Genomic DNA, 17,086 nt, shown 5'->3' on the forward strand with positions numbered 1-17,086 from the left:
TGTCAGCGGCGGCGTCAATTTCACGCGAATCGGGCGGTTTGAAACTCACGGTGGTGAACGGCGTCAAGCGGCGGGTTCGGGGTCGCTCTGGTCTTTCATGCGATAGCTCTTGCCTTCGATGACGACGGTCTCGGCATGATGCAAGACGCGATCGAGCAGCGCGGAGGTCAAGGTGCTGTCGTGGTTGAGGATGTCGGGCCAGTGCTTGAAGGCGCGATTGGAGGTGATGATGGTGGCGCCGTGTTCGTAGCGTTGACTGACGATCTGAAACAGGATGTCGGCGCCTTGCTGGTCGATGGGCAAATATCCGAGTTCGTCGATAATCAACAGGCGCGGCTTGGCGTAGCGGCGCAATTCACGCCTGAGCCCGCCATGGGCACAGGCGGCATTCACCGAATTGATGATGTCCACGGCCGTGGCAAATAGCACCGAGTAGCCGCGCAGGCAGGCGGTATGGCCCAGCGCAATGCTCAAGTGGCTTTTGCCCAGCCCGACGCCGCCGAGGAAGATCACGTTGGCGTGCTCCTCGATGAAGTTCAGGCGAAACAGATTCTGGACCTGCAGACGATTGATCTTGGTGGGCCAGTTCCACTCGAATTGGTCCAATGTCTTGAGTACCGGGAATCGCGCGAGCGCGACGCGTCGGGCGACGCTGCGATCTTCACGCCGATGCGCCTCGCCTTCGACCAGGCGGGCCAGATACCCGACATGCGACCAGTGCTGGGCGGCTGCCTCGCTGGCCAAAGCCTCGTAGTGTTGCAGCGTGTAGGCCAGATGCAGCTGCATAAGCTGCGTGCGCAGCGTCGCCGCAGAATCGGCGCCTGACTGTGGCGCGCTGGATTCAGCTTTTGTCTTTGTCGTCATCCTGGTCATCGTTGGCCTCCGGCACGCGGTAGCACGAGAGATCCGGCTGCGCGAGTTCGAACTCCAGCCAATCCTGATGGCGGATCAGATGCAGTGCTCCGGCCTCGGGCCGCTGCCGCGCTCTGGCCTCGAGCATGTTGGCGATGTACTCGCAACTGAAGGCCTGGAACGCGAGCCCGTCCTGCAGGGCGCGCGCAACGGCCTCGATGCCGTAGATTTCGCTCAACGCGACGATCTTGCGCACATGCTGGCGCGCATTGATGCGCCGTTGCTCGAGGCCTTCGCAATAGGCCTGGGCGTGCGGGCCCAGGCTCAGGAAGCGCAGCATCAGCCGCTGTTCGCGCGCATGGCGACGCTGCGCGAGCAGGGCCTTCGGATGCTCGGGATCCTCGATATCGAGGTGACGCTCGTAGCTGCGCACATGGCGGGCAATCAACTGGTTCTCGTAGTAGATGCAAATCCGATCGGGATAGGCCTTGAGCGTGACGCGCGTATTGGCGTAGCGCGCCGGCACCGAGTAGTGGTTGGTGTCCAGCGCTACGCGAAACTGGCTGCTCGTGCGCACCGTGAGGATGCGCGCGACGTCGTAGGGCGAAGCATTGAGCGGCTTCAGATGCGCGCGCTCGGTCTCGAACAGATCGACGGGGCGTTGGTGCGTCTCGCCGTGGATGCGCACGTTGCCAATGGTATCGAGCCAGAGTCGGGCCGCGGGGTTGATGGCGCTGAACTCGGCGAGCTCGAGCCCGTTCAAGAGATTCTTCTTGACGTAGCCCACGCCGTTCTCGACGCGGCCCTTCTCGTTGCCTTTGCCGACGTTGCAGGCGACGATCTCGAACCCCCAGTGGCGCGCTGCATCGAGGTAGCGCGGATTGAATACCGGCGCCTGGCCGATCAGCCGCTGCAGCACCGCGGACTTCAGATTGTCCACCATAATCTTGGCCGGACAACCCCCGAAGGCGGCAAAGGCATGTTCGTGGCAGGCGAGGAAGTGCTCCATCGTCTGTGAGACGGTGAACTCCAGATACATCAGCCGGCTGTAGCACAGCACCATGACGAAGAACGAGAGCCGCCGCCGCGTCGAGCCCACGGCGATCGAACCGTATTCGCCCCAGTCGACCTGGGCACACTCGCCCGGGGCGAACGCGAGCTTCAGGAATGCCTCGCGCCGCGGCGGGCGGATCTTGCTCACGTAGTCGCGCACGATCGTATAGCCGCCGTCGAAGCCCGCTTCACGCAAGCGCTGGAAGATCTGCTGCGCGCTGTACGGGTGCGCATCGAGCCAGCGCACCACCTGCGCCTTGAACGGATCGAGCCGGCTGGTGCGTGGCGGCTGCGCGCGATGTGCGTACCGCGCGGCCTTCAACCACTTGGACACCGTTTGCGGATGCAGGCCGAGCGCGCGCGCCGTCTGCGTGATCGTCAGGTGCTGCCGATCATGGCAGTCGCGAATCTTGCAGTACGTTTCATAATCAAGCACGACGCTTCCCCAGCGCCGCGTGCAACCGCTCAAGCTGCGTCGTCACGTCCGCGTGAGGCAGCGGCGGCGCCGGCACCGGCGCATCCAGCGCCAGCACCTGATAGATCGGCCCTTGCCAGGCGATCAGGCCGACGCGAATCAGGTCGCTGCGGGCCATCTCCAGACGCGCCGGCGCCATCGACAGGCGCCGTGCGAGCGTCGCGTCGGCGTAGTAGCTCAGGCCCTGCGCATCGGCGACGGTGACCAGAAACAGGTACAGCGCAGCCGCACAGGCGTCACAGCGCTCGATGTAGCGCTCGCGCACCAGCCGGTGATCGACCCAACTGAAGTGCGCCGGAATCTGCCGGATCCGCTCAGGGCAAATCACACGCTTGCTCGGCATGCTCCCCCCTCCCATGCAAGATGTCCTGCCCCAGTTGTAGCAACCGCCGGCTGCTGCGCACGATGTCTTCTTGTAACGGGCTGTCGGTCAAATGGGCGATCAGCCCAATCAGGACGGCCGGTTGCGCCGATAAGACTTCTTGTAACGCAGCGCCTCCCGAATCGGCCCCCGAGCCTTGTGGGGCAAGGGTTTGCGCGCGGCAGTTCTCTTGTAACGCATCCCCAGACTTCTCGGACTTCTGCTGCGTTCGGCGCCCGTAGCCCGGATGCTCGGCGCGCCAGCCCAATGCCGCACCCGCGCGACGTGCTCCGCACCGTGGAAATAGTCCTGGTTCTCGGGTTTGGCCAGCCATTGCCGCTGGCTGACGGCTTTGCTCGCCCGGCGACACGCGGGTTCGCTGCAGTACCGTTGGTGCCGCGCATTGCGGGGATCGGGACGAAACCAGGCCCCGCAATGCCGGCACTTTCGCTGTCCGACGCGCTTCATGACCGACCCTCCTTGGGGGCAGATCATGCGCGCGCCTACGCCCGAGCCTCGCCGTCAGGTTCGGCACGAACAAAAAACAACAGCCGAAGAAGAAGCGAAAAGCGAAGAACAGCCAGGCCTTTATGAAACAAAAGCCGGAAGAAAACGCACCCGGAAGAAAAACCACCACGAAGAAGATGACGTTCGCACCGTCAGATCTCGACGACTTTCAAGTTGCCGATGACATCACGAGCGCAAGGGCGGCTTCAGACCAAACACAGGTCAGACAGGTTATGGAAATTTCGGGAAAAGGGATCTTGACAGAAGTCTGCTCATAGAAGGGTGATCCACCGTCGAGACTTACTGCTACGTCGCCCTCAGGAAATTTAGCGTCCTGAAAAACCGAAAACCGATCTCTCTTGACACGGGAAGTCATATCAGCCGCAAGATTGTCGGCTGGGAGGTGCACGACAGCGACGCGGCCGAACACGCTGCTCATCTCGTGCGTCGTACGGCGCTCTCCGAAGGCATTGCCGTCCTTGAGACCCGGCCGGTGCTGCACGGCGATAACGGTGCGACGCTCAAGGCCACCACCGTGCTGGCGATGCTGCACTGGCTGGGTGTCAAGCCGTCGTACTCGCGCCCCCGGGTCAGCGACGACAACGCCTACGCCGAGGCGCTGTTCCGAACCGCGAAGTACCGGCCGGAGTTTCCGGTCACAGGCTTCGAGGACCTGAACGCTGCTCGCACCTGGGCTGCCGGCTTCGTGCAGTGGTACAACTTCGAGCATCGTCATAGCGGCATCCGCTACGTGACACCTGCGCAGCGTCATGCCGGTGACGATCGTGCGCTTCTCGTGGCACGTCACGCACTGTACGCGAAGGCGCGCGCGTGCAATCCGGCCCGCTGGTCGCGTCACACGCGCAACTGGACACCGGTTGGTGCCGTGAAGCTTAACCCCGAACGTGACTCAGTCGTCGAGATGGCGTCGATCAGCGCAAATAAACAGCCTCTGGCTGCATGAGTGAGGCGACAACCTGCTTGATGCGCGCCGCACCGCGCGCGGCCTGCGCAGGGGCTTCGCCCGTGTAACCCTGATCGGCGAAGGCCACTTTCACGGTTTCTCCCGTTGCCTGCTGCACCTGGCGTGCCAGCTCTGCCACCTGTGCGCGCTCCTGCTCGTTGGCCGGTGTCACGTGTACGGCGAGCAACTGACCCAGCGTGTCGACCGCCATATGCACCTTGCTGCCACCCTTGCGCTTGTAGCCGTCATAGCCTGCGCGTGGGCCGCTCGCACATGTCGATTGCATCGTACGGCCATCAAGGATCACCGCGCTGGGCTGCCCCTGCCGCCCCTGCGCGACACGGATGATCGAACGAAGATCACTCAGCATGCACTCGAAACAGCCGGCCGCCAGCCATCGCTGCGTCTGCTGGTACACCAGTTCCCGCGGCGGAAAGTTGGTCGGCAGCATTCGCCACGCAGCCCCGGCGCGAGCCATTCAGCGCAACGCATTGAACATCTCGCGCAACTCGTATTTACGCTGTGGTGCACTCTCATCCATCAACGTCAGATACGCTGCTACGAAGCTCCATTCTTCGTCTGACACGTCTGTCGGGTAGGCTTTACGTTTCTCTCTCGTCATCCCTCTAGGGTACCAGGTTTTGATCGGAAGTTCCTTCTACCTTGCAGGCTCGCGGGATCGAATGTTCGGGTCAAGCGTTGCGAAATACCGGAGTACATCCGTGCGTCTCAACTGCTTGCACAACCATGTGGCCTTGCGGATCCACGGCGTGAAGCTGCAAAACATTCTTGGCCAGATCCAGTTCAATAGTCGCTATGTTCATGATGAACGCTCCTTTGCCGTGGACGTCACGACTTCTGCACTTTGGCATAAATCCTTTCGCCGCTTAGCGGGAGTCGTCCATCAGATCAGAACCGTTGACGCTTCCCCACAATAGCCCACTGCACATTCGTGTGCTCAATAGAGCGCTTACGGTTAAGCAATCTCGATCGGGCGCGCGCCGGGAGTCATTTGCGCGGGCGAGCGGAGCATTCGACCGGTGGAATCCGCAACTCGACAGCCATTCCGAAGTCAAAATAAAAAAGGGCGGCAGAGATTACTCTGCAGCCCCTTGACTCTCCAAGCGTCTGTCTATGCTTCGCGCGTTCGGAATTTTTGCTGCACTGTGGCTTCCGCCAACGCATCATCGCTACCTTCCTCCAGCGAAATATTCCGGGTTTCGCGTCCTTTGACCCACCAGATCGCGGCGGCCACCGGACCGGGCAGAGCAAGTGCGAGCAGCACGAGCAACGGTGCGGAAGGTGTGCCCGTCGTGCTAAAAGCACTCGTCAGTAGCAGCGGCGTAATCATTGCGCCCACTCGACCGAAAGCAACGGATACGCCCAAACCCGAAGCGCGTAGCCGTGTCGGCAGGATTTCAGCCGAAACCACGTAAGCCGAGATATAGCCCCACGTCACGCCAAACTGGATCAGGCAGTAACCGAACACCATGGAAGGCAGCGTTTGCGCAAAGTAGACCACCAGAATCGCAAGCACGGTGAACGTGTAGCTCGTGAAGAGAGATGAGCGGCGCCCCCACGACTCGAGCACACGAGATGCAAGCAGGCCACCGAGCAAAGCTGCTACGTTGCCGTAAACGTAGTAGATCGGCATCGCGGCGGCCGGCACTTTCATGTACGGCAGAATCACAAGCGCCATCAACGACAGTACGCCATATACAACGACGGCCTGCGAGAAGTTCAGCGCACTGGCAAGGCTGCACGGACCGCGATAGCGGCCAACCAGTTCACTCACGTTACGCCAGAACGTCGGGTGTGCAGGCACGATCGCGGTGGGTTCATAGCGTTTCTGCGCTTCGGTTGCCGCTGCGATTCCGGCGCCCTTTGCATACGCGGCAATCTCGTCGACGATCGCTTCGGCTTCGGTCACGCGCCCTTGCTGCAGAAGCCAGCGCGGCGATTCGGGGATCACGCGGCGAATCCAGAAGAAAATCAGCGCCATCGTGGTACCCAGGCCAAAACCAACGCGCCACGCGATGTCGGGTGGCAGCAGATTGAGCGCGTAGTACGAAACAATGGCCGACAACACGGCACCGAGCGGAAAACCAGACAGGATCAGCGCGTCGGTACGTCCGCGATTGCGGCGCGGAATGAATTCGCCCATGGTGGCCGTCACGGCAGAGTATTCGCCGCCCACGGCAAGCGCGGTCAGTGCGCGGAACAAAAGGAAGGAGTCGTAGTTCCACGCGAAGATGGTTGCCACGCTGAACGCGGCATACCAGAGGAGCGTAGCCAGGAACAGGCGTTTGCGGCCGAAGCGATCCGCGAGGTAGCCGAATGCGACCGCGCCGACCAGAATGCCGAGCACCCATACGCTCACGGCCAGCGAGCTTTGGGCCGCATCAAGGTGCCAAAGCGCCTTGATCGTGCCGAACACGCTACCGATGATATTGGTTTCAAACGAGTCAAGCGTCCAGCCCATTCCCAGCGCGACCGTCAGCAGAGTGTGAAAGCGGGTCCACGGCATGTGATCGAGCCGGGTTAAGACGTCGGTCTTGATGGTGGTTCGGGAAGTCATGTCGATATGCTCCTTTCCTGATTCGATTCTCTATTCGTCATACTAACTAAAATGAAATATTTCAGACACATTCGAGTCGTACCGCGCGGTTAATTAGCCATGGCGCGCCCCCTCGGACGGCGGTACATTGCCCGAATCAGCGCGTAGCACGTGGACCATGCCGTCATAAGCGATCAGAACGCCTTCCGGCATGATGTTTTCCGATTGCTCCAGTAGCCACGCATCGAGCGTATGGGATGCATGAGTCATCCAGGTACGCACTGGCCGCAGTTGCTCGACCAGCGCACAGGCGGTATCCCAGTCGTTGTGATTGGCCGGCTGAGCCCTCGGGGGAACGAGCAGTCGAGTGCGAGCGAGAACCGTCCCCATGTTCGCAGCCAGTCCAGCGTCGAAGATGGCAACCCGATCGTGTCGGTCAGATAGGCAAAGCGTTCGCCATTCAGCCCTTCGATCGCATAGCCGAACGTTGGTTTGGAATGGATCAGCGGCAACGCCGTGAATTTCAGGCCACCAATCTCGAAAGATCCGAATTTTTCCGCCTGATTGAATGCGAGCAGGCCCGGGTTGCGATACAGATCGGCGCAACCGTTGCTGTCTGGCGGAGCCCAGGTCGGCATGGGTTTCCCGAAGCCCCAGCGCAGATGGAACAATCCCTGCACGTGATCGGGGCGGAAATGCGTGAGTACGATCGCGTCGAGACTGCTGGGCGGAAAGCGTTCGGACAGGTCCATCAGCCCGGCATCGAGCAAAACGCGGGTGGTGTCCGTTTCGAGCAGAGCGCTGCAGGGACGACGGACGCAAGCGGGCACATGTCGCGCTTGTGTACACGCCGGGCAGTTGCAGCCGTAAAGCGGTACGCCGCCTGCCGCTCCGGTGCCGAGGAAGGTAACGCGCATCATGTTTGCTCCGCGTAACGGAGAATCAGCGAAACCAGTGCCTCCCCCGCCTGTTCGAGATCGCCGTCATTACGGATGATTTCCGCTTTGCCGGACAACTGCGCGAGCAGGTCGTTGCGCTGCAGGCGCTGCTCGACCTGCTCGACCGTTTCGCGGCCACGCGCCAGAAGGCGTTCACGCAGTACCGCCTGCGGTACTGCGATTTCCACCGGCACGAGGTACGGGTAGCGTGCGCGCGCCTGCGGCAGATATTCGCGCGACCCGTTCATCACGACGGTGAGACCCTTGTCCAGCCAGTGGTCGATCTCGGCCCCGATGCCGTATTGCAGCCCGTTGCTCGCCCAGTTCAGCGCGAACAGGTCCGAACCGCTACGTGCCGCGAACTCTTCCGGGCTCAGGGCGACGTGGTTTTCGCCACCGGCGTCTGCTGCGCGCGTGATGTAGCGATGAGCAAAGCAGATCGCGGCGTGGCCGGACAGCTGTTCGCGCGCATAGCGCAACAGGCTGTCCTTGCCGCTGCCGGATGGGCCGCTCACGTGGATTAGCTTGCCTGACATCGAAGCGGCCTCAGTGATGCACGCGGCTCGCGCCGAGTACGAGCTTGCCGCGAGACCACACCTGGTCGGCATGCGGCAGGCCGCCTATGCGCTGGACTGCAACCAGATCGGCACGCTGTCCCACCGCGATCTCACCGCGGTCGCTTAGCCCGGCTGCGCGCGCAGGATTGCGCGTCACGAGAGTTATCGCGTGCGCGAGCGAAACGTCTGCGACCTCCGGCAGCCTGAACGTGGCCGGCAGCAACGAGGCTGGCGAGTAGTCGCCGCACAGGCAGTCCGCGACGCCTGCTAGCACGGCATCGAGCGCGCGCATGTTGCCCGACTGCGACTTGCCGCGCAGGATGTTCGGCGCGCCGAACAGCGTGGCAATGCCGTGGCCCCTCGCGGCCTGGGCCGTTTCGAGGTTGATCGGGAACTCGGAGATCGTCGCACCGAGTTCGCGCACCACGTCGACCTTGGCGGCCGAATCGTCGTCGTGGCTTGCAATCGCGACACCCCTCGCGCGTGCCAGCGCAGCGAGTTGCTGCATGCGCTCGAGCGCGCCTTTGGCAGCTTCTCGCTTCTGTTTCATGATTTCGTCGAGCGTGGCATCGTCAGCCTTGTAGGCGTTCGCAAGATAGTTGCGGAACGACTCCACGTCGCGAAACTGGCCCTGGCCCGGGCTGTGATCCATGAACGAGATCAGGTCGATCACGCCTTCGTCCATCAGGGACGTCAGAACTGGTGGCGCGGTGACATCAGTCACCTCGAAGCGTGCATGGAATCTGTTATCGATCAGCGCATGCGCTTGCCACGCGAGAATCGAGCGGCCAAGTCCGGCTGCCGTTTCGTTGTTGCGCACGCCGAACTCGCGATTCGCAAAAGACAGCGCATGAAATACCGTGGTGATGCCGGCAGACGCGTTGCGTTTGTCCGCCTGCGCGCAGGCGAAGTCGAACGGAAAATACACGCCCGGACGGGGTTCGGCCTCTTTTTCCAGCGAGTCGCAGTGCAGGTCGATCATTCCCGGAATCAGCATATGGTCTTCCAGATCGATCACGGTCGCTCCGGCCGTATGCTCGGGGTCGAGTGCCGCGATTTTGCCGTCCTCGATGAGCACGGCAAGTCGCTCGCGCACTTCGTCGGCGAGAACGACGGTTGCGTTCGTCAGAAGTTGGCGGCTCATTGCGTTATTGCTTCCGAAAGAGAGGGCGGGACAACCGGCGGCGCCAGTTCGATTACATGGTCGGCAAGGCGTGCTACCAGGTCCGGGTGGTGGAAGATGGCGAGCATCGCCACACCTTCCGCCTTGATCGCCTGCAGGATTTCCACGATCTTGCCGGTGGTGCGAGGATCGAGGCTTGCGGTCGGCTCGTCGAGCAGTAGCAGGCGCGGGCGAGCGACCAGGCCACGCGCGAGGTTGACGCGCTGCTTTTCACCACCCGAGAAGGTCGCAGGCGGCACTTCCCAAAGACGCTCGGGCACGTTCAGCGCATCGAGCAGTCCACGCGCGTTGTCGCGCGCTTCGGCACGCGTCGCGCCGCGCACGAGCAGAGGCTCGGCCACGACATCGACAGCGGCCTTGCGCGGCAGGCAGTGCAGGAACTGCGTGACGAAGCCGATCTGGTGCTTGCGCAGCGCGAGCACGTCGTGCTCCGACGCCTGCGCGAGATCGACGGTCTCACCCGCTTCAGTACGGAACAGCACGCTTCCAGCGCTCGGCAGATAACTACGGTAGATGCATTTGAGCACCGACGATTTGCCCGCACCGGTCGGGCCGATCAGCGCGGACAGGGCACCGGGCTCAACGGCAAACGAGACGTTCGCACAGGACGGGATGGTCTTGCGCTGATCGTGCAGCGTGAAATGCTTGCTCAGGTTTTTAACGGTCAGGATCGCGGACATCGGTTTACCTCAGAGTGCGGAGGCCACGAGCCGCTGCGTGTACGCATGCTGCGGGTCTTCGAGGATCTGGTCGGTCAAACCCGACTCGATGATGCGGCCATACTTCATCACGATCGTGCGGCCCGCCAGCAAGCGGATCACGCCGAGATCGTGCGTGACGGCGATCATCGCCGTGCCGAGTTCCTGCTGGATTTCGAGGATCAGGTCGAGGATGCGCGCCTGCACCGACAGATCGAGGCCGGTGGTCACTTCATCGAGGAACAGTAGCGGCGGACGGGTCGCGAGTGCTTTCGCGATCTGCACGCGCTGTTGCATGCCGCCAGAAAACTTCTTCGGCGACTCGTCCATGCGCTCCGGCAGTACTTCGGTGCGCGAGAGCAGCTCGCGTGCGCGTTGCCGGATCTCGCCGAATAGCGTCACGTCGTTCATCAACAGGCGCTCGGCGATGTTCCCGCCCGCCGACACATTGAAGTTCAGGCCGAGGTGCGGATTCTGGTACACCATGCCGAAACGGTGGTTGCGTAACCAGCGCTGTTCGGCGGCATTCGCTGCGAACAGGTTCCAGTCATTGTCTTCATCGAAGAAACACGCCGTACCCGCGGTCGGCTTTTCATCGAAATACAGCGTTTTGACGACGGTCGACTTGCCCGAGCCCGACTCACCCATGATGCCGAGGATCTCGCCCGGCCGCAGGTCGAAACTGACGTCGTGGGCAGCCACCACCGAACCGCAATGCGCGCAGATGTTGGTGTCCTGTTCCGGTCCGGTGCTCTCGATGCAGCGCTCGCAGCCTGCGCCGTGAATCTTGGTCAAACCGCGCACTTGAAGAATGGGGCTCACTGGGCAGCTCCTTCAGTCGTTGCCGTGGCCTTCTCATCAGTGCGGCCGGCGCGATAGTCGTTGCAATAGTCCGAATCGGAGCATTGGTACAGCTTGTCGCCGTCGTCTCCGATGATCTCGTCGAGAAAGCTCCCGGTCGAGCCGCAACGCGCGCAGGCGCGGCGCTTACCGTGCTCATCGTGGAAGTCCTCCGTACGGAACGGCACGTCGTCGAACGCGAGCGGATCCGCGCTCGTATAGGGCGGCACTGCGTAGATCTTCTTTTCGCGGCCCGCACCGAGCAGCACGAGCGCGGCCGACCTGTTCAGCTGCCGCACGTCGTAGCGCGGGATCGGGCTCGGGTCGATCACGTAATGGCCGTTGATGCGCGTCGGATAGCGATGCGAGATCGTGATTTCGTCGAACTGCACGAGGTCTTCGTACAGCTTCGTCAGCAGCCGCGAATAGTCGCCTTCGCCATGCATGGTCTTGCGACGCGCTTCGGACGGTTCCACCACGACCAGTGGATCGGGGTATGGCACCTGCAAAACGAGAATCTGCTGCTCCGTCAACGCGGTTTCGGGAATCCGGTGGCGAGACTGGATCAGCGTAGCTTCGCTGGTGTGCTCGGTGGTCTGTACGCCCTCGCAGGTGAGTTCGACGAAGTGACGCAAATTGACCGCGTTGACCGAGTCATCGGAACCCTGGTCGATCACCTTGAGCGTATCGTCCGGACCGACGAGGGACAGCGTGAGCTGCAGACCGCCCGTCCCGAAACCGCGACCCATCGGCATTTCGCGCGAGGCATACGGCGTTTGGTAGCCGGGTACGCAGATCGCCTTGATCACCGCGCGGCGGATCTCGCGCTTCGCGTACTCATCGAGAAAGCCAAAGTTGTAACCCGCCTCGTCGAGCGGCAATTCGTAGAGGTCGTTCATAGCTCGACTCCTTGTACATCCTGTTCGGTCTGCTTGCCCGCAGCCTTTCCCTGGGTCGTGCGCAGCCGATCCATGTCCGACTGGAACGTGACGTAATGCGGCATCTTGTAGTGACTCGCGAAACCCATCGAATCCACACCGTCGATATGCAGCAGCACGAACTCGGGATCCTCCGACGGATTGGTCGGACCGTTACGCATGCCGTTCTGCAGCGAGCGGTCAAGCACGGCCATCGAGATTGCCTTGACTTCGTTGTGGCCGAAACATGCGCCATAGCCGAGGGTGAAGACAGGTGGGCCGCCGCCGTCGTCGTCCTCGTACATCGCCACCATCTCGCACTCGGTCATCAGGACCTCGCCGGCTTCGACCAGTTCGCCCGTGACCGGATGCGGAATCCGCACAGGCACATAGCCCACGCGCAGTTCGGCCACCGTCGGGTGAACATCGCCATAGCCGCGCATGTTCGAGTACGCGATCGCGAGCAGTGAGCCGGTTTCGGCGCGCGCCATCGTCGCGAGCGCGGCGGAACGCGACACCGGGAAAATCAGCGGATCACGCGTGACATCGAACGGCTCCGCCTGCGATGGTTGGAGCGTCGGCAGCAGCCCCTCCGCGCGCAGCGCATCGACGACCTTCGGGAAGGTGTCGGGCAGATCGCTTTCGTCGATCGAGTCGAGGAACGTCCGTGCAACCGAACGGAATGCTTCCGGCGATTCGTTGGCGAGGTCGAGGCGCATCAGGCGCAGCGCGTAGTCGTTGGTTGGGCCGAGCATCTGACCGCCCGGAATGTCCTTGAACGCGCTGGAAATACGGCGGATCACGCGCATTTCGCCCGTATGCTGTACGGGCGCCTCGAGCAATCGAGGCTTGGTCGATCGATAGCCACGCAGCGCGAACGCTGCCTCGAGCGTATCGCCCTGCATCTGCTTGATCGCGAGCGCGGCGAGCCGCGGGTGATACAGACCGCCTTCCGACACCACCCGCGAGGTCAGGGAGCGAAGTTGATGTTCGATCGTCTGCAGCGTCAGCGGCGTGCCGTGTTCGCCCTCGGCCGTGCGCAGCGCGTCGACGACACGTTCAGTGCCCTGGATTGCCCGGCCGCCGCCCTTGATAGCCACATAACCCATTATCGGCCTCCTTCTACGGCAACCTTGATCGTGCGCGGCAGCGCGACTACGCTGCGCTCGTCCAGCAGCACCATATCGACGCCGAGCGGGAAGGCGCTGTTCCAGCGCTTGCGCAGCTTCCACCAAAGCGGGTCGACACCCGACATCTGCAGCGAAATGCTGCTTTGAATGCCGGGACCGCTGAGGACAAGCCCGGAACCTTGCGTGATCTCGTCCGCCACCAGTAGGAGTGTTGCGCCGTTCTCGGGGCTGTCGAGCGTGCCGCATGCAAGCTCGACAGCGGGTACTTTTCTGCCCGGCATCACGACGAATTGGGCCTGATCTGCACTGGCTGACTTTGCACCGAGTCGCTGAAGGTCTGCGGCATCAACCAGCTCGCAAGGATCGGCCAGCGTCGTTGCTGGATCGGCCAGCGTGGCAAGCACGAGGGGCAGCACATGCGCGGCCTGTGTCTGCAGTTCGCTGATTCGGCCCGGATAGGAAAATGCGTCCAGGATGCGGCGAAAGGCGCGTTGCTGAACCGGCGGGGTCCAGTCGGCCGGGTGCGAGACGATACGCGTCTGCAGCTCATTCATCATCGTCCTCCTGCGCGGCGAGCAACGCGAAGTCCACGCGCGTTGCCGCCAGCAACTTCTTGCGGTCGGCTGCGGTTGCTTCGACGCTCCGCTCGCCTTCGCGAAGCAGCTCCAGCGCGGCGTCATGTCCCGGCCACGCGGCTGCCGTTACCGCGTCGAGAATCGCGAGCGCACGAATCAGGCTGGTACGGTCATCCATCACGATCGCCGCGCCTTCGGCGGTGCCGCCTTGTGGGTCGGTCAGGCGCACATGCGCCTTGGCGAGCGGAATCTCGCCGAGGTAATAGGTCTCGCCCAGGGCAGCGTCGGTGAGCGGCACCAACGCGAGGCCGGATTGCGGGATTTCCAGGTCTTCCACCTGGAATTGCTCACAGATGCGATGCGCGAGTACGCGAATGCGCTCTACCGGAACGTTCGTCCAGTAGCGCATCCAGTCGCCGCGCGCAGGCTGCGTCCCCATTGTCTTCATGAGCAGTCCTTCAGAATATCCATATGGCTGGATAAATATAAAAAAAATCCGTTAGGTTTCCTGGCAGATCGCAAGGGCACCGGTGGCCAGAACTTCAGGCGCGGCAGTGCCCTGCTGCCGTTACAGCAGCGGAATACGCAACTGAACGCGATCTGCGCGGAATCGGGTAATCACATACTCGATCGGGTGGTTGTCGCGCTCATCCACGTTCACGCTCTTGACCCGCAAGACCGGTCGGTTTTGCGGCATGCCAAGGATTTGCGCATCGTCCCCTTGGGGCAGCACTGCGGTCACGGCGCTATCAACGCGGCGGAGCCGGCAGCCGTACTCTGCGCTCAGAAAAGCGTGAAGCGAGTCGCCTTGATATCGGACCAGCAGATCGGGGAAGGGATGTACTGGCAAAAAATGCGAAATGACACACATCGGCTTGCCGTCCACGCTTCGTAACGTCTCCAGCCAATGCACGGGCTCGCCTTCCAATATGGCAAGGCGTTCGGCAACGCGCATACTGGCAGGCAAGGTCTGCTTGCGAAGGATGCGGTTTCCGGCCTGCAAACCTTGAGCGTTCAGGTTTTCGGTAAAGCGGGTGGACTTACCGATCTGGTAGTCGATCTGGTTGTCGAGCACCAGGATGCCGCGGCCATGGCGGCGCTCCACCAGGCCGGCATCGACCAACTCGTCGATGGCGCGACGGAGCGTGTGCCGGTTCACCCCAAAGCGCGAAGCAAGCTCGCCCTCGGATGGCAGGTAGTCGCCCGGTGCGTAGAGATTGACGATCTCCTGTTCCAGTTGCCGTGCGATCTGGGCATACAAGGATTCGCCCTGCTCTCGACTGACAGCGTACAAGCTCATATGCGGTTATCTAGATAAGTGGATAACCGAATCCTACAAAGAGTCTGTGACAGATATGTGAGGAGGGATGGCAGCTTGTCGGAGCCAGCTGACGACTTTAAATCCATCTCGTTATACAGAGATCGCCGTTCTGGAGAGGATGTTCGGTAGCAAAGCTGCCAGAAGGGAGTTGGTAATGACGTCGATTCCGCGTTTATTCTCGGATTTCCCCGGGCGGTCACCCAAACGAGCTTTCGGTTCTCCACTATGTCCCCGAGCAGATAAATCACGCGGTCGTATTGGACCGTGAGCGCCTTGGTCACCTTGCGCGACTCACGCCAGGTGAGCAGCAGGTCCAGGTCCTCGTCGGCGCGCAGCGACCGATGCGCATCGAACGCGCTCTTGGGCGCCTTGGCAAAACGCGTGTTGTAGGCGGCGATGAAAGAGGGGGCGTACGCATTGGCATCCGCGTACCGTGGCGATGCCGCGCAGCTGCAGCTCTTTGACCAGGCGATCTTGCAGCGTTAAATGCGCGCGCTCGACGCGCCCCTTGGCCGAGCTGCTGTTGGCGCACCAGGTCGACGTTCAGTTCGTACATCGCGGGGCCACACGGCCACGCCCGGCGAGGGCGTGACGCACTTTTGAGGTCTTGGCTGGTCGCTGTTCCGGTTGGTTAGGCAGCCAGCGACGAGTCGTCAAGCCGCAATGTAATACCGGGGCTCAAGAGTCCAAAGCCAAATTCTACGGTTTGACCAGACGCGGGCGTCGCCAGCCGCAGGAAGAGGTTGACATGCTGCACATCGCCACCGGCCTTGTATTTCGAGCATCCATTCTCGACAAGACGCGAATGCCCGCGTTGACGCCGACACCAGTAATGCCTACTGGTAAAAATTCAAAATAAAATGCAAGTTCGATGACACCTGAAGGGCGGAGGCTGCACGATTTCGCAAGGAATGAAAGGCACCTGCAACCCAGAGATCAAAAGACAGGAGACGGAAGTGCACAAGAGAATTGCTGAATGCATGCTGGGTGTCTTGCTGCCGTGCGTAGCGCACGCTCAGTCGAGCGTCACGCTTTACGGCGTTGCTGACGTGTTTTACGGTTACTTCAAGAACTCCGCAACAAGCGTGAGCAGCCTCAATTCGGGCGGACTGGGCGGATCACGATGGGGCATTCGCGCCAAGGAGGATCTTGGCGGCGGCGTGACTGCAATTGCAGTTCTTGAAAGCGGCTTCAACATTAACAATGGAACGCTCGGGCAGGGCGGTCGGGAGTTTGGCCGCCAGGCGTATGTCGGCATCGACAGCCAGTGGGGAACGCTCGTGGGGGGGCGCTTGCAGACGGCAGGCTACGTATGGGGCACGACGTTCGACCCGATCTTGATGTCTGCAGGATCGGTCCTGGGGTCGATGACCGGCGAGGAACCGCGACCGTGGATCTTCAACCCGCTGCAGGATCCCGCCCGCCAGGACAATGCGCTGCAATACAGCTCGCCCACCTGGCATGGCCTCAGCGCGACCCTGGGCTACTCGTTTGGCTCAAACCAGGGCGCCGCCACGAATACGAAGTATCAGATCGGCACGCTGTGGTATGCGAATGGCGGCCTGGTCGCCAGCTACGGACTGGGCCGCAGTCTCACCGTGGCGCCCGGTGGCGACGCCAACACCCTGGAACATGCGTTTGGCGTCAAATACCGGTTCGACTGGCTTTCCCTGTATGGCACGTATCAGTTGCGGCGAAACAATCCTGGATTTACCGACAAGGCATGGCAAGCGGGCTTCACGGTGCCGACAGGGGCCGTGGGTATGTTCGGCTTTGCGTACGGCGGACTGAGCGACGAGAACCAGGTCCGCTCGCAAAACTGGAGCGTGCGCTCATTCGCAGTCAGCTATACGTATTATCTTTCGAAGACCACTTCGCTCTATGGCTTCTATAAGAAGCTCTGGAATCGCGGAGTCGCGAAGCAGACCATCTTCCCACCCGGCGGCTTGCCCGCGCCCACCACGTACGATGAACATGTGTCCGCTATCGGCATCGGCATGCAGATGCGGTTCTGAACCCTGTTGGGAAATGCGGAAATGGTCATCGGGCATTCGGCTATAGCCGTGCCCTCGAGAGCCCGGGCGACCTCGACATCAATGCGATGCGCAACTGCATTGGTGCATCGTTTGCGGTCATGCGCAGTGGGCGATCAAGCTTC

General features: G+C 61.7%; 18 protein-coding genes and 3 pseudogenes. 3 read left to right on the forward strand and 18 right to left on the reverse strand.

The features are described from left to right. Nucleotides 1-63: 63 nt before the first annotated feature. From istB to OKW27_RS00015, 3 genes are read right to left on the reverse strand one after another with little or no spacing between them, the layout of a single operon-like run. The gene (gene istB, locus OKW27_RS00005) at nucleotides 64-864 is read right to left on the reverse strand and encodes an IS21-like element helper ATPase IstB (RefSeq protein ID WP_429332102.1); all 801 of its coding nucleotides are present in this window, start codon (nucleotides 862-864) and stop codon (nucleotides 64-66) included. Next, nucleotides 842-2,341 carry an IS21 family transposase gene (gene istA, locus OKW27_RS00010; protein ID WP_429332103.1) on the reverse strand — a complete coding sequence of 500 codons (1,500 nt, stop codon included), beginning with the start codon at nucleotides 2,339-2,341 and terminating at the stop codon, nucleotides 842-844. The genes istB and istA overlap by 23 nt, the downstream gene beginning before the upstream one ends. Then, nucleotides 2,334-2,723, reverse strand: coding sequence for a hypothetical protein (locus OKW27_RS00015; protein WP_429332104.1), 390 nt, complete (start codon nucleotides 2,721-2,723; stop codon nucleotides 2,334-2,336). The genes istA and OKW27_RS00015 overlap by 8 nt, the downstream gene beginning before the upstream one ends. Before the next feature lie 484 nt (nucleotides 2,724-3,207). Here OKW27_RS00015 and OKW27_RS00020 point away from each other — a divergent pair, with 484 nt between their 5' ends. Together OKW27_RS00020 and OKW27_RS00025 are read left to right on the forward strand one after the other, a co-directional pair. After that, complete coding sequence (locus tag OKW27_RS00020) at nucleotides 3,208-3,432, forward strand: hypothetical protein (RefSeq protein ID WP_429332105.1); 225 nt, start codon at nucleotides 3,208-3,210, stop codon at nucleotides 3,430-3,432. Between the two features lie 195 nt (nucleotides 3,433-3,627). Next, nucleotides 3,628-4,212: pseudogene (locus tag OKW27_RS00025) on the forward strand (transposase); the annotation flags it as partial. 7 nt (nucleotides 4,213-4,219) lie between these two features. Here OKW27_RS00025 and OKW27_RS00030 read toward each other — a convergent pair. From OKW27_RS00030 to OKW27_RS00100, 15 genes and pseudogenes are all read right to left on the reverse strand, one after another. Continuing rightward, nucleotides 4,220-4,834: pseudogene (locus OKW27_RS00030) on the reverse strand (IS5 family transposase); the annotation flags it as partial. A 70-nt stretch (nucleotides 4,835-4,904) separates the two neighbouring features. Next, the gene (locus OKW27_RS00035) at nucleotides 4,905-5,036 is read right to left on the reverse strand and encodes a hypothetical protein (protein ID WP_429332106.1); all 132 of its coding nucleotides are present in this window, start codon (nucleotides 5,034-5,036) and stop codon (nucleotides 4,905-4,907) included. 308 nt (nucleotides 5,037-5,344) lie between these two features. After that, nucleotides 5,345-6,790, reverse strand: coding sequence for an MFS transporter (locus OKW27_RS00040; RefSeq protein WP_429332107.1), 1,446 nt, complete (start codon nucleotides 6,788-6,790; stop codon nucleotides 5,345-5,347). A 93-nt stretch (nucleotides 6,791-6,883) separates the two neighbouring features. After that, a complete protein-coding gene (locus OKW27_RS00045) occupies nucleotides 6,884-7,039 on the reverse strand; it encodes a hypothetical protein (protein WP_429332108.1) in 156 nt (51 codons plus the stop codon). Further along, nucleotides 7,036-7,521, reverse strand: coding sequence for an MBL fold metallo-hydrolase (locus tag OKW27_RS00050; protein WP_429332109.1), 486 nt, complete (start codon nucleotides 7,519-7,521; stop codon nucleotides 7,036-7,038). Before OKW27_RS00050 ends, OKW27_RS00045 begins: the two co-directional genes overlap by 4 nt. 164 nt (nucleotides 7,522-7,685) lie before the next feature. Beyond that, nucleotides 7,686-8,243, reverse strand: coding sequence for a phosphonate metabolism protein/1,5-bisphosphokinase (PRPP-forming) PhnN (phnN, locus tag OKW27_RS00055; RefSeq protein ID WP_429332110.1), 558 nt, complete (start codon nucleotides 8,241-8,243; stop codon nucleotides 7,686-7,688). 10 nt (nucleotides 8,244-8,253) lie between these two features. Continuing rightward, nucleotides 8,254-9,408, reverse strand: a complete 1,155-nt coding sequence (locus OKW27_RS00060) for an alpha-D-ribose 1-methylphosphonate 5-triphosphate diphosphatase (protein WP_429332111.1) — start codon at nucleotides 9,406-9,408, stop codon at nucleotides 8,254-8,256. Next, nucleotides 9,405-10,127, reverse strand: coding sequence for a phosphonate C-P lyase system protein PhnL (phnL, locus tag OKW27_RS00065; protein ID WP_429332112.1), 723 nt, complete (start codon nucleotides 10,125-10,127; stop codon nucleotides 9,405-9,407). The genes OKW27_RS00060 and phnL overlap by 4 nt, the downstream gene beginning before the upstream one ends. A 9-nt stretch (nucleotides 10,128-10,136) precedes the next feature. After that, the gene (locus OKW27_RS00070) at nucleotides 10,137-10,967 is read right to left on the reverse strand and encodes an ATP-binding cassette domain-containing protein (RefSeq protein WP_429332113.1); all 831 of its coding nucleotides are present in this window, start codon (nucleotides 10,965-10,967) and stop codon (nucleotides 10,137-10,139) included. Further along, entirely contained in the window at nucleotides 10,964-11,884 is a 921-nt protein-coding gene (locus tag OKW27_RS00075; RefSeq protein WP_429332114.1) for an alpha-D-ribose 1-methylphosphonate 5-phosphate C-P-lyase PhnJ, read from the reverse strand. Before OKW27_RS00075 ends, OKW27_RS00070 begins: the two co-directional genes overlap by 4 nt. Further along, nucleotides 11,881-13,011 (reverse strand): carbon-phosphorus lyase complex subunit PhnI, encoded by a 1,131-nt coding sequence (locus OKW27_RS00080; protein WP_429332115.1) that lies wholly within the window; start codon nucleotides 13,009-13,011, stop codon nucleotides 11,881-11,883. The genes OKW27_RS00075 and OKW27_RS00080 overlap by 4 nt, the downstream gene beginning before the upstream one ends. Continuing rightward, nucleotides 13,011-13,589 (reverse strand): phosphonate C-P lyase system protein PhnH, encoded by a 579-nt coding sequence (gene phnH / locus OKW27_RS00085; protein WP_429332116.1) that lies wholly within the window; start codon nucleotides 13,587-13,589, stop codon nucleotides 13,011-13,013. Before phnH ends, OKW27_RS00080 begins: the two co-directional genes overlap by 1 nt. Further along, complete coding sequence (phnG, locus tag OKW27_RS00090; RefSeq protein WP_429332117.1) at nucleotides 13,579-14,055, reverse strand: phosphonate C-P lyase system protein PhnG; 477 nt, start codon at nucleotides 14,053-14,055, stop codon at nucleotides 13,579-13,581. Before phnG ends, phnH begins: the two co-directional genes overlap by 11 nt. Nucleotides 14,056-14,175: 120 nt before the next feature. Then, nucleotides 14,176-14,907 (reverse strand): phosphonate metabolism transcriptional regulator PhnF, encoded by a 732-nt coding sequence (gene phnF, locus OKW27_RS00095; RefSeq protein ID WP_429332118.1) that lies wholly within the window; start codon nucleotides 14,905-14,907, stop codon nucleotides 14,176-14,178. A 224-nt stretch (nucleotides 14,908-15,131) separates the two neighbouring features. Continuing rightward, a pseudogene (locus tag OKW27_RS00100) lies at nucleotides 15,132-15,493 on the reverse strand (ISNCY family transposase); the annotation flags it as partial. Nucleotides 15,494-15,839: 346 nt separating this feature from the next. Here OKW27_RS00100 and OKW27_RS00105 point away from each other — a divergent pair. Then, on the forward strand, nucleotides 15,840-16,943 hold the full coding sequence (locus OKW27_RS00105) for a porin (protein ID WP_429332119.1): 1,104 nt from the start codon (nucleotides 15,840-15,842) through the stop codon (nucleotides 16,941-16,943). The last annotated feature ends 143 nt before the right edge of the window (nucleotides 16,944-17,086 follow it).

It is taken from the genome of Paraburkholderia sp. 35.1, assembly GCF_050436525.1.
Taxonomy (GTDB): domain Bacteria; phylum Pseudomonadota; class Gammaproteobacteria; order Burkholderiales; family Burkholderiaceae; genus Paraburkholderia; species Paraburkholderia tuberum.